The organism is Bradyrhizobium sp. HKCCYLS3070, from assembly GCF_051167575.1.
Lineage (GTDB): Bacteria > Pseudomonadota > Alphaproteobacteria > Rhizobiales > Xanthobacteraceae > Bradyrhizobium.
Genome location: NZ_JBNPTI010000022.1, coordinates 34684 through 59152 on the forward strand (window position 1 = coordinate 34684; position 24469 = coordinate 59152).

General features: G+C 66.3%; 11 protein-coding genes. 1 reads left to right on the forward strand and 10 read right to left on the reverse strand.

What is annotated here, in order from left to right; genetic code table 11:
* Nucleotides 1-547: 547 nt before the first annotated feature.
* The 5 genes from ACQR03_RS32530 to ACQR03_RS32550 are packed head-to-tail and all read right to left on the reverse strand — an operon-like array spanning nucleotide 548 to nucleotide 17494.
* Nucleotides 548-2431 carry a hypothetical protein gene (locus tag ACQR03_RS32530; protein ID WP_316226895.1) on the reverse strand — a complete coding sequence of 628 codons (1884 nt, stop codon included), beginning with the start codon at nucleotides 2429-2431 and terminating at the stop codon, nucleotides 548-550.
* A complete protein-coding gene (locus ACQR03_RS32535; protein ID WP_434842329.1) occupies nucleotides 2424-8093 on the reverse strand; it encodes a hypothetical protein in 5670 nt (1889 codons plus the stop codon). The genes ACQR03_RS32530 and ACQR03_RS32535 overlap by 8 nt, the downstream gene beginning before the upstream one ends.
* A gap of 37 nt (nucleotides 8094-8130) precedes the next feature.
* The gene (locus tag ACQR03_RS32540) at nucleotides 8131-11427 is read right to left on the reverse strand and encodes a hypothetical protein (protein WP_434842328.1); all 3297 of its coding nucleotides are present in this window, start codon (nucleotides 11425-11427) and stop codon (nucleotides 8131-8133) included.
* Nucleotides 11428-11478: 51 nt separating this feature from the next.
* Nucleotides 11479-14985: a DUF6603 domain-containing protein gene (locus ACQR03_RS32545; RefSeq protein ID WP_316165520.1), complete on the reverse strand. Its 3507-nt coding sequence runs from the start codon at nucleotides 14983-14985 to the stop codon at nucleotides 11479-11481.
* Nucleotides 14978-17494 carry a M64 family metallopeptidase gene (locus tag ACQR03_RS32550; RefSeq protein WP_315716266.1) on the reverse strand — a complete coding sequence of 839 codons (2517 nt, stop codon included), beginning with the start codon at nucleotides 17492-17494 and terminating at the stop codon, nucleotides 14978-14980. The genes ACQR03_RS32545 and ACQR03_RS32550 overlap by 8 nt, the downstream gene beginning before the upstream one ends.
* Before the next feature lie 1273 nt (nucleotides 17495-18767).
* Between ACQR03_RS32550 and ACQR03_RS32555 the strand changes: the two genes are divergently transcribed.
* Nucleotides 18768-19010 carry a hypothetical protein gene (locus ACQR03_RS32555; RefSeq protein ID WP_315716267.1) on the forward strand — a complete coding sequence of 81 codons (243 nt, stop codon included), beginning with the start codon at nucleotides 18768-18770 and terminating at the stop codon, nucleotides 19008-19010.
* 114 nt (nucleotides 19011-19124) lie between these two features.
* Here the strand turns inward: ACQR03_RS32555 and ACQR03_RS32560 are convergent, their stop codons facing one another.
* The 5 genes from ACQR03_RS32560 to ACQR03_RS32580 form a co-directional block, all read right to left on the reverse strand.
* Nucleotides 19125-19751, reverse strand: a complete 627-nt coding sequence (locus ACQR03_RS32560; RefSeq protein ID WP_315716268.1) for a hypothetical protein — start codon at nucleotides 19749-19751, stop codon at nucleotides 19125-19127.
* An 85-nt stretch (nucleotides 19752-19836) separates the two neighbouring features.
* The gene (locus ACQR03_RS32565; RefSeq protein WP_315716269.1) at nucleotides 19837-20058 is read right to left on the reverse strand and encodes a hypothetical protein; all 222 of its coding nucleotides are present in this window, start codon (nucleotides 20056-20058) and stop codon (nucleotides 19837-19839) included.
* A gap of 126 nt (nucleotides 20059-20184) precedes the next feature.
* The gene (locus ACQR03_RS32570; RefSeq protein ID WP_434842327.1) at nucleotides 20185-21417 is read right to left on the reverse strand and encodes an MFS transporter; all 1233 of its coding nucleotides are present in this window, start codon (nucleotides 21415-21417) and stop codon (nucleotides 20185-20187) included.
* Nucleotides 21418-21517: 100 nt separating this feature from the next.
* Nucleotides 21518-22207 (reverse strand): substrate-binding domain-containing protein, encoded by a 690-nt coding sequence (locus ACQR03_RS32575; RefSeq protein WP_316165525.1) that lies wholly within the window; start codon nucleotides 22205-22207, stop codon nucleotides 21518-21520.
* Between the two features lie 94 nt (nucleotides 22208-22301).
* The gene (locus ACQR03_RS32580) at nucleotides 22302-24341 is read right to left on the reverse strand and encodes an NAD(+) synthase (protein WP_315751448.1); all 2040 of its coding nucleotides are present in this window, start codon (nucleotides 24339-24341) and stop codon (nucleotides 22302-22304) included.
* Nucleotides 24342-24469 lie beyond the last annotated feature (128 nt).

Below are 24469 nucleotides of genomic sequence, written 5' to 3' on the forward strand. Positions count from 1 at the left end.
GACTGGGGTGCCATGACAACTATGACGCAGAGATTCGTTCTTGAATGACCATGGTACGAGCGCCGTGATAAGCGTGATTACCGCCTTGGTGACTGGGCTGCACAGAATTCACGAGCCCGGCTGAGACGGCCTGCGGTGGGACTACCCATCACCAGGTTTGAGCAGAGCCTGCGGTTGCCCATGCTATAAGCGATCCCGCGTGATCTCTGCCCTTATGGCTAAGGGCTTCTGCCGAAGCTGCTGAAGCCGCAACGTACAATAACGCAGTAACCCTCGATTCGGCACAATCAAGGCGAACTTCTCCGCGCTCAATCTTGAACGGCGTTCCTCGTGCTCGCTCTCCGTTGCTCCTATGTCATGAAGGAAGCGCTGAGGTTGAGAACGGGTCTTCGGATATTCACACTTGCTGGCCGCTACGTAATCTTGTGGCGCCGGGCGTCTGCCGTCGCGTGAGAAATTCCCGACTTGGCAATGACGCGCGCCCGTTCAACCCTCAATCGCCGGCGGCCGCGCCACCGCTATATGTCGGCGGTGACGTTTCATGCGTTCATGCCTTTCGCTTCGGAAGGATCGCGTCGAAAGCGAGCTTGCTCGACCGCTCGCCGCGATCGGTCTCCTTGCGGATGCCGAGCCAGACGAAAGTGCGGCCGTTGTACCAGCGCGTGCGCTGGAAGCTCTGGGTGACACGAATGCCCGCGCGCGGCACCTCCTCCTCATGGAGATTGTAGCCCTGCTGCTGCGGGAGGTCGAGACCGTGGCGCAGCAGATCGGTGCGAGGTTCGACGCGCACCGGCGGATCCGGGTCACGGTCGATGACCCGCAGCATTGCGGCGCGACGCAGCTGGATCTCGCGGCTGTCGTTGTCGATGTGCACCGGGATGAATGGGATCCAGTTCTCCGGCATCTCGCTCATCAGCCGATAGCGGATCGCGGCGTCGTTCTCGATCGGCGGCGCAGGTGCTGGGTCCGGCGGCAGGCTCTCCTCCACCAGGCGACGGAAATAGCGGCGGGTGTCGAGCGCGGCGCTGCGCCCGCTCTTGCTGTCGCCCGAAGCCAACATCACCCGCGACTCGACACCCCACACCATGTTGGCCATCTCGTCGCGGAACAGTTCCACCGACTCCAGCGGCTCGCTCTCCTGGATCTTCGGCACGCTGGGCACGATGAACAGGCTGAGATCGGCGGGAATGTCGTTGCTCCCCTTCGTCGCCAGTGTAAACATCGACCAGCGTTGCCAATCGGCGTCCGTGCCCTTGCCCGCGGCTTCAACCCAGATCCGCTCGCCGAAGACGTTGGTCACGCTCATGCCGGCGACCCGGGTAATCGCCCCGGCCGGCACAGTGAACGGCATCAGGAACCAATCGTTGGCGTAGACGAGGCCGAATTCGATCAGCAGCAGCTTGTTGACGTCCGTCGTCTCCGGATCGATGTCGCCGAAATTCGTTCGTCCCTCCTCAAAGGTCCACCAGCGTGTGTTCGGCATGCCGTCGAACTGGATCGGCGCCGGGATGAACGATGCCGTAAAGGTCGTCTCGACGGCGGCCGGCGGCGGCGCGTCCGCCAGGTCACCGAGTCCTGCGCCGGAGGCGTCGACGTCGAAGTTGTACCAGTCGAGATGCCCCTGGAAGTATTCGTCGGCGACCACGAGCTTCTCGCCGCCCGCCTTGGGCGCCGACGCTGCAAAGGCGTATTCGAGGCGATCGGGCAGCCAGGCATCGGCGGCACCCGCGGCGGGCTGGTAGAACGCCTCCCGGTACCAGCCAAGGAATTCCGCCTCCGCCGTCTCGATCGCAGCGGTGCTGGCTGGATTGCCGAGCACGACGAGGTCGTGCGCGTGATTGCCGGGCGCGGCCGTCAGATGCTCGACGAGGTCGTAGCCGTCCATCGACCGGCCGGCCAGCGCCGCCATCGTCTGCCAGGCTTCGCGATGGGCGGCGACCGGCGCATCGGCCTTGAGCGCCGGATCTGGCATGGCGACCGGCAGCGCCGCTATGAATTGCTGGGCAAGCCCCGGCTCGATGCCGGCGACGAGCTTCAGCCAGCGCCGGCCCAGGGCGATGCGGAGATCGAACGCGATCTTCTGGCCGGCGAGACGGAACGGGATCGGCCGCCGCTCGACCTTGGCTTCGAGCGGTACGTCGTCCGCAAACGCTTCCGGCGGATTGCCGGCCGCGCGGTATTTCGTCAGTTCGGTGGTCTCGATGTGCACCTTGGCGACGACGGGCGAGCCGGCGTCGTCGCCCTGAAACTCGCCCATCTGCCACTGCTTCGTCAGCAGCCACAGCGGATCACGGACCTCGGCCTTGAGCGCGCGGTCGAAATCGTGCGTGCGTGGACGGCCCTCGAGCCTGTTCCACAACGTGATGGTGGGCAGCTTCACCTTGCCGGAGAACACGGCGGAGAGGTTCTGAACCGCGACATAGTCAGCCATTGCCCGTCTCCGTCTCGGCCAGCACCGCGGCGAGGTTGTTGTTGAAAGCGAAGTTGAGCGAGGCCGTGATCGGATGGAAGGCCACGGCGGACACCAGCGCCGGCAGGAAGCGGGCATAGGCGGTCGTGTCGACGTGGTCGGGCTCGATCGCGCGCTTCTTGGCGAGGTCCATCGTCTCGCGTACCGTGTCGACGAGATCCTGCCACTGCCACGAGCCGACAAATTTCGGCGGCAGCGCCAGCAGCAGAGTCTGCGGCGGTTCGGCGTTTGGCCGGTCGAAGTGGAACGCCAGACCGGTATCCTCGGTCGGACGCGGGATCACTTCGGTCCACTCGTCGAGCAACAGCCCGAGTTGCCGCCGCGCCGGATCGAAGCTTTCGGCGAAATGCGCGGTATAGAGCAGCTTGTCCTCGTCGATCACGAACGGCTTTCCGTCGGCATCGGTCTCCGGGAATTCGAGTCCGAGCCACGGCAACTCGGGGCGATGCGGAAATTGCAGCGCCTGCAGCGCGACGCCCGCCCCCGTGAACGCGTCGGCGAGATGCTGCGAAGCTTCCAGATCGTGCAGCTTCGACCGCACCCGCGCGACACCCGTGAACCAGTCGTCGAGCGGAAAGCGGCGTCCGATCGTCGTCTTGAGGAACCCGAGAATGGTCTCGTCCGCCTGCGCCCCCGCGCCCCAGGCGTTGCTCCATTCGCCGGCCTGCGCCGCTGGCAGACCGAAATCCGGAACGATCTTGAAATCTTCGCCGAACAGCAGCTTCGCCGCGGCGGTCAATGCCTCGATCTTGTTCTTCGCCTCCGCCGCGGCATCGTATTGATCGAGCCGGGCCTGGATCGCCGGCAGCCGCGTCGTCAGTTCGAGCGCGAGCGCGGCGGTGCGCTTCGCCATGTCCTCTGCGAGGGCGACGATCGCCGTGCGCTGTGCCGCGATGTCGATCGCCGCCGCGTCGAACGCGGCGTTCGCAGCCTTCGACGCCTCGATGCCGTCATGCAGGGCGGCGAGATCGGACGCATTGTCGTAGAGCATGATCAGAACGGCGCGCTGTCCAACGAAGGCGGCGCGCTTGCCGCTCATGAGATCGTCGCGGAAATCGTCCGGCTGCGCCGGTAGAGGGTCGGTCGCCGCGGTCGCGATCAGCTTTTCGGCCACCCGCAGCGCCAGGAACTTCGCCGCGTCCGGCGCGCCGGAATCAGCGTCGTAGGCGAGTATGCGTGCGTCGAACTCGGCGAGTTGCCTGGTCCATCGAGCGATGTAGCCGGCGAGTGCGGCGTGCAACTGGGAGAAGATCCGCCGCCGGTCGGCGTAGACGGCACCGGTACCGGTCTGCAACGCCGCGAATGGACCGAGACCCTGCATCAACGATACGAAGCCGGTGATCGTCTGCTCGATCTCCGTGGCGATCTGAGCCTCCTGCTTGGCGTCGAGGCGGGCCTGCAGCGCCGTGCGGAAGGCGTCGAGATCCGCAAGCCGCGCGGCGAGCAGATCGCGCGGCAGCGTTGCCCGCTCGCGCGCGAGCGCCGCGTCGAGATCGACCGCCTCGTTCGCCTCGCCGGCCATCGCCATGTCGCTCGCCTTGAGCGGACGTGAACGCAGTAGCAGGCTTCTGAGATGCCGCACCAACGCCGACAGTTCGAACAGCGGCACATGCCCGGCGATCGCCGCAATCCTCTCGCGGTAGGCGATCGTCAGCATTGCGTCCGGGCGCGGTGCATGGACGGCGATCACATGCGCTTCGATCAGATCGTCGAGCGCCTTGGCGGCTGGATCGTTGTCCGGATCGAGCAGATACAGCAGGTCGATCGGCAGCAGGCCGAGATCGGCCTGCGTCACGTTGTAGGTGACGGAGGAGAGATCGAGCGGGTCGGTGACCGTCACCGAGCAGGCGACTGCTGCCGGCGGCGGCAAAATGCCCGCGAGCCAGGCGTTGAGCGCGGGCTCCGCCTTCGCCCGCGGCGATGTCAGCGCGCCGTCGTTCGGGTCGAGCCCGGCCTTGAGATGCAGCGCCACCCGATGGGTCAGCGTCACCCCCGACCGCGGCGTGCGCACCACGTCGGGGGTCGCCGGGAATTTTCCCTTGGAGTAGGTGTCGAGCACGGCGCCGGCGCGGTCGTAGTTGCCCTGCACCACCTGATGCACGCTCTCTGCCATCGCGAGGTCGGCGACCGCGTCGGCGATGTCGGCAATCCGCGCGGCCTCGGCGGTGATCGCCGCGGCCTGCTGCGGGCTCGCCGCCGGGAGGTCGGCATCGTGGCCGAACGGGTAGCTGCTCACGCCGCTGGTCTTGATGTGCTCGACCAAAGCAAGGCCGTCGATGACGTTGCGTGCCTCCACCCGGTTGATCCGCAGTCGCCGACCGAACGCGTCGAGCCGGCCGGTACGCGTCGGAGTCAGCCGGTCGCCGACCAGCGGGAACACCTTGCGGAGGTCGTAGATGAACCCGTCCACTTCGACGTCGTGGCGGTCGTGCAGGCCGCGCTCGAACTGGTAGCCGAGCAGCGCGCCGAGGCTCTGCTCGCCCTTCATTCCCTCGATGATCGACAGCGCGATGCGGACTCGTTCCGAGCTGAGATTGACGGCGAGGCTGCCGGGATTGTCGGGCGTGGCGTTGGACAGATAGCCGTTGCGCAGCACCGCGGCGGTCACCGCTTGGTTCAGCGACGGCGCGTGGATGTAGCCCTGGTTGCTGCGGTCGCGCATCAGCGGCGGCGCATCCGGATCGGCGAAGATCGCCGCGAGGTTTGCCGGCAGTTCGACCGCCGTCAGCTTCTTGAACTCCGGCTTGACGTTCTCGAGCCAGCCATAGGCGCCGAGATAGATTCCGGTCTTCGCCTCGCCGGCCGGTGCGCCCGGCTGGGCGGTCCCCCGGCCGGCACCGTACGGATAGCGCATCCGTTCCAGTTGGCGGCTCATGATGCCGCCGTACCAGGCGTCGAACCGGTAGGTGCAGAGGTCGAGATGCTCGACGAACACCCGTTCAAGAACCGCCGTCGGGGACCTCTTCAGCCATTCGAGCGCATCGAGCTGGCGCTTGAGATACGCGGTGGCGACCATCGAGGTCAGCACCGTCGGGATGAACTCGCCGACCGTCCTCAGTCCCGTTCCGGTGACCGCGGCGTCGCTGCGGTGGAGGTAGCGCCAGCGGCTGCCGCCGGCCGCAGCCGGCACGGCGAGGCTCGCCTCCTCGACCTGAAAGAACTTCGGCTCGCGCCGCGCCGCCTTCAGCTCGGTCTCGCCGATCAGCCCGGCATTGAAGAACAGGCGGATGCTGGTCTCGACGAAGCTCAGGTCGAGCGCGTGATGCAGCATGAGATACAGCAGCGCGTTCGGGCGCTGGGTGAAGCCCTGCTGCAGCCGCAGCGCGTCGTGGGAGGTCGCCGCAGCCTTGATCAGCCAGCCGATGTAGTTGTCGCCGCCGGCGGTGTAGGCGCGGATCTGCTCGGTCTCCGACAATGGACGGTCGTCGATCAGCGGGCCCTTGAGCTGGTTGGGCGCCTTGAGAAAGAGTTTCTCGAGGATGTCCGGTACCTCGATCCCCTCGGGCGGCGTGTAGCCGAGCTGCTTCAGCAGATCGAGCCCGCTTCCGACATAGCCCGCGGCGAGCAGGAGCGCGACCAAGGCGCCGCCCGCCCCCTGCATCGCGAGGCGGTTGTACAGTTCCTTGAAGCTTTCGGCGAAGCGCTGCTGGAATTCCACCGATCCAGCGTGGAGGCCGAGGACATCGAGCAATATCTGATGACGGTCGCCGCCCGGCTTGCCGATGTAGGACACCCGCGACATCAGCGGCTCGAGGTCGGCCTCGACCTTGCGCAGCAACTGATACAACCGCGTCAGGAACCGCAATTCCGGATCGTCCGGCGCGTGCGCGGCCCCGACTGCGACGTTCGACCCCGCGAAGATCCACTGGATGCGCGAGCGCGGCGTCGCCGGCAGGATGCCGTAGGGCTGACGACCGACGCGGATCGTGGGCATCGGCCCGCGTGCCGACACGTGCCGGACGAAGAAGTCGCGGGTCCGCTCCGCCGTCGAATCGTCGAAGACCGGATGAAGCATGCTCTCCATGAAGTAACCGAGCGTAGCCGGCCACAGTGCCGTGTTCATGGCGCGGGCGTCGTTGACGTCGTGGCGATGGTAGAAGGGGATCGCCGCCAGCGCGGCCGGATCGAGACCGAGCGTGGCGGCGAGGCAGCGTCCGTCTGTCCGCTCGAACCATCCGTCGGGCTCCAGGGGCGGAGTGCCGAAGTAGTGATCGAAGCTGACGTCGGAATCCTCGCGCCAGCTGTAGGCGGCGCCCTCGCCCTCGACGTTGTTGGTCGGCTGGCCCTGCGGAAGGATCGAGAACCCGGCCTTCGACTGATGATGATGGGCGAACAACTGCTCCAGCGCGACCCGGCCGGCGTCTGCATCGGCCCCGAGCCGCACACCGAGCACCATCAACTGATCGAAGCCGCGGCGGAAGGCGGGCGGCGTTAGCGGCACCCGGAATCCCATGCCGATCTCGACGGCGCGGTCGAAGTTGCGCACCCATTCGAGCTCCGGACCGAACGTGATGTCGTCGCCGTCGTGCGCGACCGACGCGTCGTCCGTTCCGGTCGGCGACGGCGTGACCGGCAGCGGCGACGGAATCGGTTTTCCGAGTTGCTCGAGTTCGAGCGTTCCGCCGTTGTAGCCGAGCAGGACGAGGCGATCAGGCAAGGTCCGCGCGGTCGCGGGCTGCGACCAACCGGTCTCGCGCATCGGCGTGGCGTCCGCGGCGGGAAACTCCAGATACGCGGCGATGACTGCGGTGGTCGCGCGGTCCGCGCCCTCGGGCGGCGCGTCGGCGAGATTCCGCGGCCGGTACGCCTCACGGACCGCCGCGGCGCGCTCGGCCCCGAGCGCGTTATCGAGCGCGGCGATCGCGTCCGTCTGCGCGGCCACATCCGTGCCGGCGCGCCACAGCGCGGTCCAGAATGCGCTGACCGCACCTCGCTCGGGATCGGCCAGCGGCGCGCTGGTCACCACCGTCAGGATCACGGTCGGCACGCCTTCCACCCTGGCCGGTCGCGCCGCCTCGTTGAGCGGGCGATGAGTCTGGGTCACGTAGTAGGACCGCCCCGAGCCCTGTCCGCTCACGAGCGTTCGCCAGGCGGCCCGCTCCCCGGCGGGGTCGTGGTTCGCCCGCCAGACGTCGGCCCAATAGGCCTGGGCGCGCTTCACCTCGTCTTCCGACAACGCCTCCTCGAAGCTGTCGACGGCCATGTCGTCCGGATAAACCCGGACCCACAGCTCGTCGCGGTCGCCGCCGAATTCCGCCGCCTGCTTGAAGCGCGTTTCGATCCGCAGCGGCATCAGCAGGATCGGCGTCTGATCGGACAGCAGGCCGATGTTGCGGCGTGGGTCGGTGAAGTTCGCGAACAGCCCGCTATTGCGGACCACTTCGTCCTTCGCCGCCTTCAGCGCACCGCCCAGCCGCTCGATCTCGGAGGCCGCCGCCTTGGTCTCCTTGTCGATCGCCGCCAGCGCCGGATCATCGGCGCCCTTGCTGATTCGCTCGGCCCGTGCGCGGTCGCGGATCAGCCGCGCGCGGGTGTGGCGAAGCCGGCCGATCTCGCGCGACGTCGCATCGGCCGCGGCGCGCGACGCTTCCAGCTCCTTGCGGATATCATCGAACTCGGACATTTCGCCTCCGCCGCCCCCTGTCGTGTCCGCTGCGCGATCAGTTCGGCAGCATCTCGCTGCCGTGCACCGCGACCAGCACGGGAACCTGGTAGAGGATGTAGGCGAGCTCCGCGGAGTTGCTGTCCGGATGCCAGCGTAGCGCCTTGTCCTCGTCGTACTGTTGTTTCTTCTCCTGCAGCTCCGGCGCCACCGGATCGTCCAGGGTGAGGGTCGGCCCGCCCGGCCTGATCTGCAGAAAGCCCTTGTCGGCGTCGGACAGCACGTCAGGCCAGGCGAGGTCGTTCCAGACGTTGAGCGGCCCGTCGCGAGAAATATCGAGGCCGAAGCGCGGCTCGCCGGGCCGCTCCTTGATGACGAAGAACCAGCCCGGCGCCGTCGAATTGCCGCGGCCGGTACCTCCCTTTGCCTCCTTCGAGGTCAGGTCGAAGCCAATGAAGGTGATGTCGGGATCGACCTTGGCTTCGTAGAGCGGCGTGCGCAGGCGGTCTTCCACCGGACCGTCGGTCTCCAGCACCCGCTCGACGCGGGGATTGATCGCGCCGCCGTCGTCGCGCTGCCAGCGCGCCTTCTGGGCGTAGATCACCGCGGTGGGATATTTCTTCAGCAGCTCGCCGCGGATGACGAGGACGACTTCCTCCTCGTTCTCGCCCGGCTTCTCGCGATGGTCGTGATCGCCGAGCTTGGAGAACAGCGACCAGGTGTGGAGCGGCGGAATATCGCGGAGCTTTTCGCGCAGTTCGTCCTTCGACAGGCCCTCCCGGTCGATCACGCCGCTCGGGTCCCAGAACTGGCGGAAGCAGCTGCCGCGCTGGTCGGTGGGATATTCGCGCCACAGCAGCTCGCGGGCGAATTCATGGTTGAGGCCGACCATGTAGGCCTCGATGAAACGCTGATTGGTCTCGAGCAGCGTGATCGTGTTCTGCGGAATCTTGTCGATGTTCGGCAGGAAGTGCTCGTCGGACAGGCCGAGAAGCGGCTTGTACATCGGCAGGTCGATTTCCGGATATGCCATCACAGGCTTGAACACTTCCGGCTGCAGCAGCGTCGCGATCCCGTTGATGGCCAGCACTCGCGGCGGAATGGTGATCGAGGAGAAGGTGAAGGCGGGCACCGTCTTGTCGGGATCAATCGCAGCGAAGGTCGACGCTCCGAGCGCGGCGATGTCGATCGGCTTGCGCAACGGCGGCTTGCCGAGATCGGCGCTGACCGTGAGCAGCCGGTTGAGATCCTTGAGGGCCAGTTTGAAGCGCGCCGCCTCCGGGCTGTCGGCGGACGAAGCGCCGCCGACAGGCTCAGGCGCGGCGGGATCGGGATCGCGGATGGTGAACGACGGAAAGCCCGGCAGCGCGTCGATGATCTCGGGCGAAGCCCCTTGCGGCAACACGCCGGTCGCGATGCCGGCCTGCTTCTCCAGCCGCACCAGCCATCGGAACAGCGCCAGCGCCGCTGCCGCGACCACGATCGCGAGCGGGACGGCGACGGCCAGCAGCAGCACGGCGAGCAGCAGCAGAACGACCAGTAGGACCCACTTCGCCCAGCGGTGCTTGGTGAGCCAGTTGGTCAGCTCCGCGGGCAGCGACTTCGGCTGAAGCTGCGCGGCGACATCCTCCACCACCGGCAAGGCTTCCGGGGTGACCCGCGGCGGCGCCGCGCTGACCTCGCCGCGATTGATCTTCTCCAGCAGCTCTTCGGCGCCTTTCGGCGAGTCGAAGCCGAGCGTCGCCGCGAGCTGGTCGCGCGGCCGGACCGCGCGCCGGAACGGCGCGGACAGCGCCGCGCGGGGCACCGTGCTTTCCTTGAGCCGATGGCGCAGCGTGAAGCCGTCGGCGATCACCCGGCGCTGCACCGGCGCCATCATTGTCAGCCCGCGTTCCGCACTGAGATCCTTCAGCGGCCCGAGATGGCGCGCATGCCAGATCGCGGCCGCGGCCTTGGCGAATTGCGCCAGCCTGATCCGCCGGTTCGCCGCAAGGATGTCGCCGACCTGGTCCCAGGCGGCGTCCATATAGGCCTCCTGATTCTTCTGCACGACCGCCGTGCCGAACGCGGCGGGAACGCGAAACCGCGGGTCCAGATTGAGCTCGTGCACCCAGTTGCGCGGCTGCGGCGCGTCGCTGCCGTCCGCCTCCTCAAGCAGCCGTTCGGTGAGCGCGTGCCAGCGGCCGTACAGCGGCGGCGTGATCACCGGGTCGGGCGCGCCTTCGCGGGCATAGTCGTCGGTCAGGTTGACGAAGCCCGCCAGCGCCTTCTCGAATTCGTGCGCGTAGGGTTCGTCCCAGCCCTCGTAGGCCGAAGCTTCCGCCTCCTGCGCGCCGGTCAGCGCCTCGTCCGGTACCTTGAGCGCGCCGCCGAGCCGCAGCACCCCGTGGAGCCCGGCGACCGCGATGGGGGGCATCCCGGAGCCGGGCGTCTGCGTGTCCATGTCGCGGCGGCCGAGCCGCGAGTCCGGCGGACGCGGCTTCAACAGGCGGACGAGGTACTCGAAATCGCCCACCGTCCCAGTCTTGAAGTACCACCGCTTGTACACCGGATGCAGCGTCGGGAACGGCCGGTCGGTATAGTCCACCCAGGCCGACAGGGTGGCGAAGAGTGCGGGATTCGCCGCCGGCGCGATTCCGAGGCCGGCGAGACGGCCGCTCTCGAAGGTCGGCACCACGAACGCATGGTAGGACGTATTCGGCTTCAACTGACGTGGCGACAGGACGCGCGAATAGGCGTAGTCCGGATTGCTGGCCAGCAGGCTCTCCAGTCGCGCCCTCGCCTGGTCCGCATTGGTCGATTCCACCACGCCGTCCTGCTGGATCAGGTCGCGGTTGACGTGGACGTGCGCCCAGGCCCAAAGCTGGTCGGCGGGCGGAAATACCGAGACCGGATCGCCCGTCACCTCGATCGCCGGCAGCGGCCGCGCCGACGACACCGCGACTTCCTTGAACTCCTCCACCTCGAGCACCAGGAGTGCGAGCCACGGGCGCAGCCGGTGGCGCGACTCGTCCGGCGCCGCTGGCGTGTAGCGCCACGGAAAATCCTCGTCGTAGAACTCAACGAAGGGCAGGTAGTTCGGCTCGAAATTGGTGATCCAGTCGCGCGGCTCCACCTTCACCACCGCCATCGGATCGATGCCGACGATGTCCCCGGGACCATAGAGCGCGACATCGCGCGAAATCGTCGCCGTCAGATCCGTGTCGCCCTGGACCGGTCGCCCGGCCAGCGACAAGTCGACCTTGATCGTCGCGCGCAGCGCCACCGAGTGGTCGTTGTCGGACGCCGTGATGCTGTTCGCCACGCCGAGCCGCAGCCAGGGCAGGAAGGAATAGGTGCCGATCGTGTCGCTCATCCCGCTCCTCCCCGCCGCCTCGCCGGATCGCCCGCCATCATCGTGCCTCCGCTACGCTGCGCGCTTCATCTCGTGCGGGCGCACGATATGGACCTCGCTTGCGAAGTTCGGATTGCGCCGCGTCTCCGCCGCCATGAATTCGCCGGCGCTGGCGCGCGATTGGAACGACGCAGGCGCGCCGGCGATCGGCGAATTGTCGGCCAGGCTCACCACCACATAGGACGCCTGATCGACCGCGATCTTGTCGTCGAATACGTGCTTCAGATCGCGCGACTTCGCCGAGATCTCGGACCGCGCCACGGCGTTGTTGGCCAGGAAGTGCGTGAACAGCCCGGAGATGAGCGTGACGAAGCGCCGGCGTGCCCGCTTGAAATTGTTGTCGACGATGATCTCTTCGTAGCGGGCGATGCGCTTGGTGACATAGCTGGTCTTTGCCTGGTTGCCAGTGACCGACAGCTCCAGCCCCGCCTCCTCGGCCTCGTAGTCGGAAGCGCTGAGCTTCTCGCCGTCCTTGAGGTCCTTGAACTGGGCGATCGCGAACGACTCCCGGATGGTGGCGCGCTTCTCGATGCCCGACGTCGCGGTCGCGACCGAGAAGTAATTGGCGTCGTCCGGGCGCTGCGCGCCGATCTTGTCGAGGGTGATGCCGAGCGGGATCGCACGCTGGGTGATCTTGAGCGAACCGACCGGATGCAGGACAAGATCGGAGCCCGCGTCCACGGTCTTGAGCGTCACCAACAGCCTGCTGCTGTTCTGCAGCGCGGCAGTCCAATTCTCCGCCTTCGAGTATTCCGCCACCAGCAGGGGCAGCACGGAGACCGGCGGCAGGCTGGTGTCCTCCTTGTCGCCCCAGGTGTGGGAGAAGTCGACGTCGACGTCCCAGAACAGCAGCGAGATGCTCCCGGTGCCCTCGACGTGCCAGGGCGATGTGCCTTCGAGCGAGCCGCGGAAGCGGATACTGAACAGCCCCGCGCCGAACAGCTTCACCGACAGCGAGGCAGAGATCGTGATGATGAAATAGAACGGCGAGAACTGGAACAGCGCGTCGAAGGCGAGATGGCCCTCGATGTTGGCGATCGAGACGCCGAAATACAGCTCCGCATGTGCGCCGAACTGCACGGTGTTCGACGTCACCGCGAAATAGGCGTCGACCCGGATGCGGGCCACTGGCGTGTTGAGAATGTTGATCGCGATCCGGGGGATCGGCGGGAACGGCAGCGCCGGTGGATTGTAGGCCGGGTGGAAGCCGCCGACGGAGACGATGAAAGTGGCGTCGCCGCCGAACGACGCGAGCACGCCCATGCCGCCGTCGAGCGGCATGAAGATCACGCGGGATTCGTACAGGATGGCGAAGAACCAGCCGCGCTTCTTGTCGAACTCGATCGCGCCCATGAAGGCGACCTGGATGATGATGAGCGGCAGCCGCTCGTCCGGGATCGCCACCGTCAACTTGCCGATGATGGCTATGTTGCCGGGAATCTCGATGATGATCCCGAGCGACAGGCTGATCAGCGTCGGCGTGCCCCAGCCCAACTTCGCCATCGGGCCGATGAGGAAGGTCCCCTGCTCTGGCGGGAAGAAGGTGCGGAGATCGGAGATGATCCGGTGCGCGTTGGCGACGACGTCGTGCGGGAACAGCACCGAGTCCAGCGAGCCGGCGCGCACGCCGTTGACTAGCGCGTCGAGGTCCATCGAGCGGTTGAGCCCGACCAGTCCGCCGACTCCCAGCAGGGTGAAGCCGAAACCGAGCTGCAATCCGGGATTGAACTCGACCGCGATGATAGCGATGAAGGAAAAGCCCTTTGACCCGTCCGGCATCTTGGTGGTGATGACGCCGATTGCCGTCACCGAGAGGAAGTCGAGGATCTTCAGTTCCAGCGCGCCGGCATATTCGCCGCGGTCCGGATCGATGAAGAGATAGCCGCCGCCCTTCACCGCCCCGGCATCGATCGACAGCCCGACGCCGTTCGGTGGCTTGAAGCCGAAGGATAGATCGATCGGGCCGAGGTTGCCGCCGCTCCCCGGAAAAGCGAGATCGGTCCGCAGCCCGATGTTTTCCACCACCGCGACCAGCGGACCGAGCGCCGCCTTCAGCGTCGCGCCGATATCGATCGGGAGGCCGTCAGCCGACGGTGTCACCGCGAGCGTGAGTCCCTGCACCTGGATCGGACCGAGGTCGATATGCGCTGGGATCTGGATCTCGAGATGCGAGGTGCCGCGGAAATACACGCCGCGCGGATAGGCGACGCCGAGGCCGAGATCGAACTCGAACCGCGTCGAGATGCCCGACAGGATGGTCGAGATGAAGCCGTCCGAGCCGGACGCGTCGAGGACGAAAGCGAGGCCCTTGAGGTCCGCCTCGGCGAACACCTCGACGTCCTTGCCCGCCACCAGTGTGAAACCGCCGGCACCGCTCACCGATTGGTATTCGAGCCGCGTGCCCTCGCCGGTGCCAAGAACGATGGTCGGGCTGCCGGAGATGGCGGAGTATTCCACTTCGACGCGCGCGGTGCCCTTGGCCGACGTCGGCGCGCCGCTGCCTGCGAAGCCGATCACCATGTCGATGCCGCTGCCCGGCCGCACCATCAGGCCGACACCGCCGGTGAGATCGAGGTCGCTCGAGATCGTCACCGCGATCGTCGGCCCGAGCTGCATCCGCACCGACAGCAGCCCGCTGAACGACGGCAGCAGCGCGAAGCCCGGCTTCTTGCTCCCGGACTTTGGCAGCGGGAACAGTCCGAGCTCGGCCGATAGCCGTCCCGCGTCGCGCGCCCGCTCGAAGAACACCAAGCGGAGCCGCTTGCGCACGGCGGCACGCCCGATCGGAGGGCCGCCTTCGAGCGCGCGCGCGACCCGATCCGGCACCTCCACCATCCGGACGTCGAGCCCGAGCCCGGCCGCGAGGCTGTCGATCTGCCGCGCGAAGCTGGAGAAGTCGAAGCTGTCGGTGCCCCAGCCGAAGGCGTTCTCGAACAGTGTCACCGGGTCGGAGACGATCTTCGGCAGGTCCGGGAAGCTGAACCTGTAGTCGATGTAGTCCGGGCGGTTACCGGCGGGCGCGGTATAGCGGGTGCGGATGACGCCGAGCGCCTGCAGCGCGAAACCGATGCCCGGATGATGGTTGCGCAGATAGGTGATGAAGAGATAGCCGACGAGCTGCCCCGGAAACTCGCCCTTGAAATTATCGGCGTTCAGCGTCGCCGAAAATGCACCGCCGGGCGCCGAGACGAGGTCGTCGATCGCCTGCACGACGCCGGCGATCGCCTCGATGGTCTTGAAGGCGTCTTCGAGCGAGCCGGACACGACCGTCGCCTCGCCGTCGGACGCCACTTCGCCGTCGAGCGACAGCCCGCCGCCGACCAGCGCCTGGAGCCGATCGAACAGCAGCTGCAAGTCGACCGCGAGATCGGCGATCGGCTTCGGAATCACGTCGGAATCCCAGCCCAGCTTGAGCAGCAGGCCCTGGAACGCGGCCGGCGACTCCACCGCCGCCCGCAGCGGCAGCAGCAGCTTGCCGATCTCGGCGACGATCGTTTCGAGGGCACCCGGTTCAGCCATTTTTCTTGGCCTCCGGATAGAATTCGCGGTCGACGACGTCGTGCAGCGCGGGATCGACGCGGTTGGTGATCAGCCATTTGCAGACATGGCAAAAGGTGCCGCTGTTGTTCCGCATCTTGCAGTCGCCAGCCGGACGATAGACCAGCCCGGTGAAGTTGTATGCGCCTTCGTACAGGCCGACCAGCCGCTGCGCCTTGCATGGCGGCTTGAAATTCGGGATGTCCTTCGGGTCGTCGCCCTCGTCGTTCACATGAGCGAAGTCGGGATCCTTGTTGAGCGGCAGATGGTTGCCTGCGATGAAGTCGCGCACCTTCTTTTCCACCACATAGACCAGCGCGTCCGCATCGTCGCGGCGCGGCACGAACAGCAGCGAGCCTTTCGGAAACACGGGAAACGGCGCCGGCGGCAATTCCAGCCCGCCGAGCCGGATCGAGCCGAGGTTCTGGTCGATGTCGCCGATGTCGAGTCTGACGAGATAATCGGAATCGGTGAACGTGAGCGGCAGTTGCCGGCCGATCGCCGTGATCTGGATGCGGCGGAGAAACGCCTGGCGGCCGGCCGCCTTCGCCTGCACCCAGCGCGGGATCTGGCGCGGGTCGATCCTGACCTCGATCGAGCCACCCTGCTGGGTCGAAGCCTGGGTCAGCCTGGCCGAAAGCTGGACCCTGAGAAGTTCGAACCATTTCACCTTGGACGGATCGACCAGACGGGAGTGATTGGCGGCGTAGCTCGGATCCTGAAAGATGTCGGCGAGCGCGACGATGTTGTCCTGCTCGCTCGAAGCGGTCGCATTGTCTTCGGCGCTCGTCTCGTATTCGTCGCCGAGATTGAAGGAATGGCCGAATTCGTGCGCGACCGTGTCGATGATATCGGTGAGGTCGGCGTCGATGTCGCTGGCAGGCTTGCGCCGCATCACCTTCTTCGTCGCCGTGTTGGTCGCCGGATATTCGAAGTCGAGCGTCTTCAGGCTCTGCAACGAATTGGCGGTCACGGTCGACTGGTTGAAATTGGTGCCGCCGATCATGTCCTCGTTGGTGATCATGGCGATCAGGCCGCGGCTGCGCTTGAAGGTGCCGTCCGGTATCCACTCGGCGCCGAGCGCGGTATGCGGCGACGACCCGAGCCGCAGTCCGGACAGGTAGGCCATGATCGGCGCCGCAACGTTCGCGCGGCCGTTCCGAGCGAGCTCCGGCGGATGCCGGCGCGGATCCGGGGCAAGGTGCCGGGTGACGCTGGCCGGCTTGAAGAACTGATAGGCGCGGGCGATCAGTGGCGCGAGGTTGGCATCGCCCGCCGCATCCGCCGCCGGCATCGTCAAAGCGGCCCCGGACTTCGCCGACCGGTCGCCCCAGCGGGAGCCGAGCATCAGGCCGTAGAAAGTGTCACGTGCCTCCAGGATGCCGAGCGATTTCTGCTTCCTCCACGCTTCGATCAGGGTGTCGTTGACCTTCGCCGCATCGTAGTTGGGCAGCGACTGACCCGCCCAGCGCGCCTTCAATTGCGCCGGCGTCGCAGTCTCGTTGCGGAGCGGCAGGCCGACGCGGGCCACGAGCTCGTCGACCTCGTAGATGCTCTTGTCGTCCGAAACGCTGTAATTCCACGGAATCGGTCCGCCCCTGCTAAGCTCCGAGGTCTCCTCGTCGTTGACGCGCCAGCCGCAGGTCACCGCCTGCTCTTCCGACGCCTGGAACGCCTTGAATACGTTGAAACTGCCCGCGAGCGTGCCGTAGGGCTCGTGGCGCTTCTGCGAGAACAGACCGTCCGCCGCTTCCTGCACGATCTTGTCGAACTTGTCCTTCTCGGACGCGCGAAAGCCTTCGGCGAGGAACAGGATGTTGTGCATCTCGGCGGCATTGGCGAGGTCGCCGGCGCGCACCGTTGAGATGTTGTCGCGGATCTTGGCGTAGTCGACCACCTTCACCGGCAGGCTCTGGTTGACACCGAGGAAGCTGCCGTCGAGCTGGGCCGCCCCCTCGCTCACGCCCCTCAACCGTCCCTCATTGTTCGTATTTGCCACCACGAAGGTACCGGGACTTGCCGAGCTGAGCGTGACGAAGCCGTGCCCGGTGATGTCGCCGACGAGATCGGTCCCGGTCGGATCGTCGCTGAACAGCGCGCACAGCGTCGGCTGGCTGTGGGCGACCGTCGGATGCAGCGCCGTGGTGATCGAGGAGTTGCCGAACCACCAGCCGAGCACATCGTCGTGCACCTGGATACGCGCGACGATGTAGCCGGGGCCGTATTCGATCACCACGAGGTTGGTGCCGACGTCGTCGCCGGTGATGGTGCGCGCCGCAGGATCGATCGTCACGAAGCTGGTCAGCCGGGACCCGACCGGGTTGTACGGCGCCAGGATTCGAAAATTGCAGTCCGCGGTGACGTCGGTCAGCGTGTAGGTCGTCGAGCCGTTCGGCAGATCCTGGTCGAACACGCGGAACGGCAGCACCTTGGTCGCGGGCTTCTTCAGCGCGACGTGCATGTCGCAATGCGGATAGACGATGAGAGGCATGCCGGCACAACCCTCTCAGCCAGCAGAACTATTGGGAAGCCCGTCGTTCCCATCGGAAATCTGGCATCACGAAGATTGTACACCCAAGCCTTCTCAATACAACCTCAACGTGATACTGTTTCGATATCCTTCTGCAATCGTCGTTTGCCGAGTGGAGCTCTCCATCACTGGGGCCAATCCTGCTGCATATGCCGGCGGCGTAGACCATCTCGTTGTCATCGTTCACAGATGAACACGAACGCTCCGTGGTTTCCGATGAGAAGCGATTGGAAGGCGCTGGGTTCGTCGCTGTCCCCGCGGGGTACGAGACCGATGCGTGACCCGGTTTCTGACCGCGTCACGCCTCTTGAGACGCACTGCGACTGACCGCGTCTCCTATCCATGGGTTCGGCCCGACGCTGCTCGGCGTTGTCACGGGCGCCGACAGGCATCGTCACGTCACTCAGATGTCAAACAGCCACTTGCGGTCGGTTCAGGCGTGCGCGCGCGGTCTCGCGGCTCGATGAGTCCGAGGAATGCGTTGGTCGCGCGCGTCTCGAAACACGAGAGGCGCAGGGAGAACCGGACCTCGACTGAGGCCCGTGGCCCGCCTGCGAAAAAAAATGCAGGCGGCAGGTACCACAGGTCCAGCCGGACGACCCGGCCCTCCCTGCGCGATCAGTTTTAACGGTGTCCTTCGTGCTCTCCTTGGGGACCGGGCTTTCTTGCCCCCATCGCCCGCGTGACGCTTGCGCATCAACAGCAGGCTTGACCTCAGCATCGGGAGGCCGGGACCACACGACTTCGCCGTCCGCGACGCAAGCGCTCGTCTGGCGCAGCATCCACGTCCATCGCAGCCCACCTCCACGTATCGTGACGACGCGTACGCCCTCTGCATGAGGCGGGATGAACGGAGTAAAGCATGATTTCCGATAAAAAGAACGAGGGATTTTTGGCCAGCGTCGAGCGGCCCGGCGATCGCATCCAAGAACCCGGGTTTCCGCCCAGATATCTTTCCACCGTCATAGCCTGGCTCCGTCCCGGCCATTCACTTCGACCAACATGATTGAACGACGTGCATGCCCGAGCCTTCGCCGAGTCGAGGCGGTTGCGGCCGCGCAGGAAGGACGGAGCCCGGTATGACAAGCAACTCATTCGCAGATTCTCTTGGTGCACCGCGCGTGAACCCCGCGTATCACGCCGCAGCATTGCCAATCTCATCGATTGAGCGCAGGCTCCCCTTCCTAAGCGCGCAAGTCGCATTACGGCACCAGCCGCATCAGGGGAGAGACGCATGAAGGAACCGGGCCTCGACGGCCGCCACCGCGACAAGGATGGCGAGATCAGCAGGAAGCATGGCAACACGCTGGTCGGCACGTTGCGCAAGATCTACGGAAAGTCGTTCGCGGCCGGTTATCCGGATTCGACCAAACTCAGCGACGTGCTGCTTCAGCTCAACGAGACCTCGCTGAGCCAGCTGCGTAGGGATCACGGCACCGGGCATCTGGAGCACAAGATCAAGGAGGCGTCGAAATGATCGGCAGCGTGCATCGCACGTTGCCGTCACCTGCTGGACCCACGCAAGATGGGGGATGCTGACCGAGACTGACGGCACATCGCCGACCAGTGCCTCGCCCTTGACCGTCAAACCTCAGTCAGCCGACCTCAGGACGTCGGCGAACTGCTGCTCGAACCTTTTCTGCTGTCCCGTGCTCGGAAAATAGACCGGGCGGCCGGCGTTGATCACGTTGAAGCCGTCCTTTGTCAGTCGAGGCTCCAGAATCCGGCAGACGTTTGCCTTGATCAAGATCAGGGGAACGCCGCGATCCGACACAAGGCTGGATAGGTCCGCGACGAGCAGCGGGTAATCGTCTTCGATCAACGCATTCCTATCCTGACTCGCGTCTTTCGGCAGCTTGTCCACTTGCTGGTAGGTCGCATCGACCAGCACCCATCCCTTGCGCTGAAATTGTCGCAGCCCCTCTTCTTTCGTCGCAGGGGTGGCTCCCATCTGGCGCATGAGGGCCGTGAACAACGGCTCGCTGATCGAGCCGGCCGAGTCATAGAAGTATTTTCCTGAGGCCGGCGGCGATTCCGCGACGATGACAAGCTTGGCGACGTCCGGCTCATAGCGGCGTCTCAGCCCGAGATAATAATCTCGCCCCCTCGCCAACATCGACGATGCACCTCCACCGCACGAATTCGCAACACGGCGATCACTGACGTCACTGAACGTTCGTTTAGCATCAAGCGCCAACGATGGCAGCAAGGTCTGCAACACGCCGTCTGGAAAAGAATGCTGTCCAGCGGCGACGGGAAGGCCAGCGCTGCTTTCCCGTCGCTGAACGAAAGTGCCCGGCTTGTTACTTCCCCATGCTTCCCGCCTGGTTCGTGCCCGGGCCGACATTGCCCTGGCTCGACGAGGTGGAATCGCGGCCGGACTTCATGTTGCTGCCGGTGGTCTGCGACGAGGTGGTCGACGTCGCGGCGTTGTGCTTCTTGTGGTGCTTCGCTTGCGCGGCGAGCGGGACGGCGGCGAGGGTGGCGGCGACGAGGGTGGCAATGGCAAGCTGGGTCTTCTTCATGGATCCGATCTCCATCCGGTTGAACTCCACGCCGCCCAACCCGGCTGCGACATCACAGTTCCTGCCGGGGGATCAAGCGTTGTTGTTCGATTCCGACGGCGCGCGTGAAGGTGCGATGCAGCAGCGTCAGGCCGGCGCTTGCATGGGCACGGCGCCAGGCTGCGACACCGGCTTGGGAAACGGCCGGAAGGTCATCATCATCATGACAGCGCCGAGGCCCATCACCCACGAGCCGACATAGAGCCAAGTGTAGCTCGCAAAGCTGTCGTAGATCAGGCCGCCGGCCAGGGGGCTGGTCGCCATGCCGAGGCTGCCGGCCATCGCCGTGCCGCCGATCACCGTGCCCATGATGCCTTGCGGAAAATTGTCACGCGCGATCGCGGCGTAGAGCGGCATGGTGCCGGCATAGAGGAAGCCGAAGGTGGCCGCGACCGCATAGAACGCGGCGAGGTCGCGCACGACCACATAGGAGAGCGCGCCGAACGCCTGCGCGAGCAGGCCGAGAACGAGCACGCGCTTGGCGCCGAAGCGGTCGCCGAGCAGGCCGAAGGCGATGCGGCCGCCGAGCCCGGCGAGCCCCTCGATGCTGTAGATCGTCACCGCCGCCATCAGCGGGATGCCGCAGGTGACGGCGTAGCTCACGGTGTGGATGATGGGGCCGGAATGCGTGGCGCAGCAGAAGAAGTTGGTGGCGAGCAGGATCAGGAACTGCGGCGAGCGCAGCGCCGCCGATCGCGTCATCTCGGCCGGCCCGGCGGCGGGACCCGACGCGACGGCGTCGCCGGGCGCGGACGATGGCGGACGGCCCACGAGCAGCGACGTGGGAATCATGATGGCGGCCACGATCGCGGCGATGCACTGCATCGCGGTCCGCCAGTCGTAGCTGGAGACGAGCCAGGCCGCGAGCGGCGACATCGTCATCGGCGCCACGCCCATGCCGGCCGAGACCAGCGACACCGCGAGGCTGCGATGGGTGTCGAACCAGCCGGTGACGGTCGCCATGACCGGCGGGAAGATCGCCGCCGTCGCGATGCCTGCGATCAGGCCGAACAGCAGTTGGAACGCCAACAGCGAGGATGTCAGGCTTGCCAGCAGCAGGCTGACGGCGAGCAGGATCGATCCGATCAGCAGCACGGGACGCGGGCCGATGCGGTCGGACAGCGTGCCCCAGCCCATGCTGGTGACGGCCATCGCCAGGAAGCCGATCGTCATCGCGGTGGAGATCCCCGCGACCGACCACCCGGTCTCGGCGGCCATCGGCTTGAGGAACACGGGCAGCGAGAACAGGCCGCCGACGGCGACGCAGCCGAGCACGCCCCCGGCCGCCACGATCACCCAGCGATAGTACGATGTGCTCATCCGCCGTCTCCTTCCCGATTGTTCGGTTGGAAGACGATCGGGACAAGGCCGAGACGACACGCGGCGATCGGATTTTTTCGCGGGCTGTGGGGCCGGCGCCTCACACCGGCGTCATGCCGTGCTGGCGCTTGGTTTCGGCGGTCTCCTCCGAGACCAGATATTCGATGAAGGCGCGCGCGGCCTCGGCGTGCGCGCCGGCCTTGCACAAGGCGGCAGCGAACACCGTGCCCGGCTGCAGCGCGTCCGGCAGCAGGCCGACGATGTCGATGCCGGGCGCGCCGAGCATTTCGCTGAGCTGCTGGAAGCCGACCTCGACCTCGCCGTCGGCGAGCAGCCTAGCGACGGGAATGCCGGGCTTGGCCTGGACCAGGCGCGAAGTGCCCTCGCTCTCCAGGCCCCAGTCGCGGGCGAGCTTCTGCACATACGTGCCGCTCGGGCCGGTGGAGATGCCGATCGCCCTGGCGTTCTCCATCGCCCTGCGCACGGCGGCCTCGTCGAGCGGATCGGGCTTGGGGCTGCCGGCGCGCACCGCCATCGCCATCGGCGATTCCGCGATTTCGATGATGCTGCCGGGAACGAGATGGCCGTCGCTTTCAAGCTTCTGCAGCGCATCGGAGGCGAGCACGGCGAAGTCGAACGCTTCGCCGGCGCGGATGCGCTTGGCGGCATCGACGCCGCCGACGGATTCGATCGTGATCACCTCGCCGGTCGCCTCCTCATAGGCGGCGGCGAGCTCAGCGAGGATCTGCCTCGTCGCCATCGAGGAAATGCCGGCGGCGGTCACGCTCATGATCTGCTCCGTTCAACGATGTCGATGACGACGCCGCAAAGGCGGACGCGCACGTCTCGGATATGGCAAGCGCGGCGGCGGAGCAAGATGGTCGTCACTTCGGCACGTTGCGCTCCAGGTCCTCCAGCCACGCGGTGGCGTTGCCGTCGGACGGGGCGCGCCAGTCGCCGCGCGGCGACAGGGCGCCGCCGGCCACCACCTTCGGGCCGTTCGGCATCGCCGAACGCTTGAACTGGCTGAAAGCGAAGAAGCGCTTGAGGAACACCTCCAGCCACTTCCTGATCTCGGGAAGTGTATAGGCGTGGCGCTTGTCGGCAGGGAAATGCGGCGGCCAGGCGCCGTCGCCGACATTCTTCCAGGCGTGATGCGCCATGAAGGCGATCTTCGACGGGCGCATGCCGTAGCGCAGCGTGTAGAACAAATTGAAGTCCTGCAGCTCATAGGGGCCGATCGTGGCCTGGGTGCTCTGCGGCGTCTCGCCCTCCTTCACCGGGACCAGCTCCGGCGAAATCTCGGCCGACAGCACTGCCTCGAGCGTGCGGTCGACATCGGCCGAGAACTGATGCGAGGCGATGACCCAGCGGATGAGATGCTGGATCAGGGTCTTCGGCACGCCGGCATTGACGTTGTAGTGCGCCATCTGATCGCCGACGCCATAGGTGCACCAGCCCAGCGCCAGCTCGGAGAGATCGCCGGTGCCGAGCACGAGGCCGCCGCGGTCGTTGGCGAGGCGGAACAGATAGTCGGTGCGCAGCCCGGCCTGCACGTTCTCGAAGGTGACGTCGTAGACCTGTTCGCCGCGGCCGAAGGGATGGCCGATGTCCTTCAGCATCTGCGTCGCCGCGGGGCGGATGTCGAGTTCGGCGGCGCTGACTTGAAGCGACGACATCAGCGCATGCGCGTAGGACTTGCTCTGCGCGCCCGTGGCGAAGCCGGGCATCGTATAGGCCAGGATGTTGGTGCGGGGAAGGCCGAGCAGGTCGATCGCCTTCGCCGCGACGATCAGCGCATGCGTGGAATCGAGCCCGCCGGAGACGCCCATCACGATGCGCTTGGTGCCGGTGGCGCGCAGCCGCTGCGTCAGGCCGGCGACCTGGATGTTGTAGGCCTCGTAGCAGTCCTGATCGAGCCGCGCGGCATCGCTCGGCACGAACGGAAAGCGCTCGATGCTGCGCATGAAGCCGATGTCGCCCTCGGCCGGCTGCAGCTCGAAGCCGATGCGGCGCCAGTGCATGCCGGCGCCTTGCGCGCGCGCATTGTCGTCGAACGTGCCCATCAGCGCCCGCTCCTGGCGCAGCAGATCGAGATCGACGTCGGCGAAGATGGTCTGTCCGGTCTGGCGGAAGCGCTCGCTCTCGGCGAGCAGCACGCCATTCTCGAAGATCGAGGTCTGGCCGTCCCAGGCAAGATCCGTGGTGGATTCGCCGACGCCCGCCGCCGCATAGACATAGGCCGCGAGGCAGCGCGCCGAGGTCGAGCGGCACAACAGTGAGCGGGACTCGGCACGGCCGACCGTGATCGGGCTGCCCGAGAGATTGGCGAGCACGGTGGCGCCGGCGAGCGCGAGCTCGGACGCCGGCGTCACCGGGATCCACATGTCCTCGCAGATCTCGACGCCGATGACGAGGCCGGCGACATCCGCGGCGGCGAACAGAAGGTCGGTGCCGAACGGCGCCATGGTCTCGGCGACCTCGATCATCTCGCCGCGGATGCCGGCGCCGGAGGCGAAGTGGCGGCCTTCGTAGAATTCGCGATAGGTCGGCAGGTAGCTCTTGGGAATAACGCCGAGCACCTCGCCGCGGTGGATCACGACGGCGCAATTATAGACACGATGCGCAAAGCGCAGCGGCGCACCGACGATCAGGACGGGCATCAGGTCGTGCGAGGCTTCGACGAGGGTGAGCAGCCCGCGCTGGACGGCGTCGAGCAGCGGGTCCTGCTTGACGAGGTCCTCGATCGCGTAGCCGGACAGACAGAGCTCCGGAAACACCGCGACCGCCGCGCCCTGGTCATGGCAGGCGCGCGCCGCGGCCAGGATCGCCGCCGCATTGGCGGTCGGGTTGGCGACGCTCGAGGCGGTGACGCAGGCAGCGACGCGGGCAAAGCCGTGGCGGTAGATCGAATGGAAATTCATCGTGGCAGTCCATCTCCTGTCGCCTGATCATACGACATGGACCATGACGGGAGCCATAACAAGCGCGGCAGGTCAGCACCGCCCCGTCCGCAGGGTGACTCCGCGCGCGTCATTTGAATTGCGCGGGC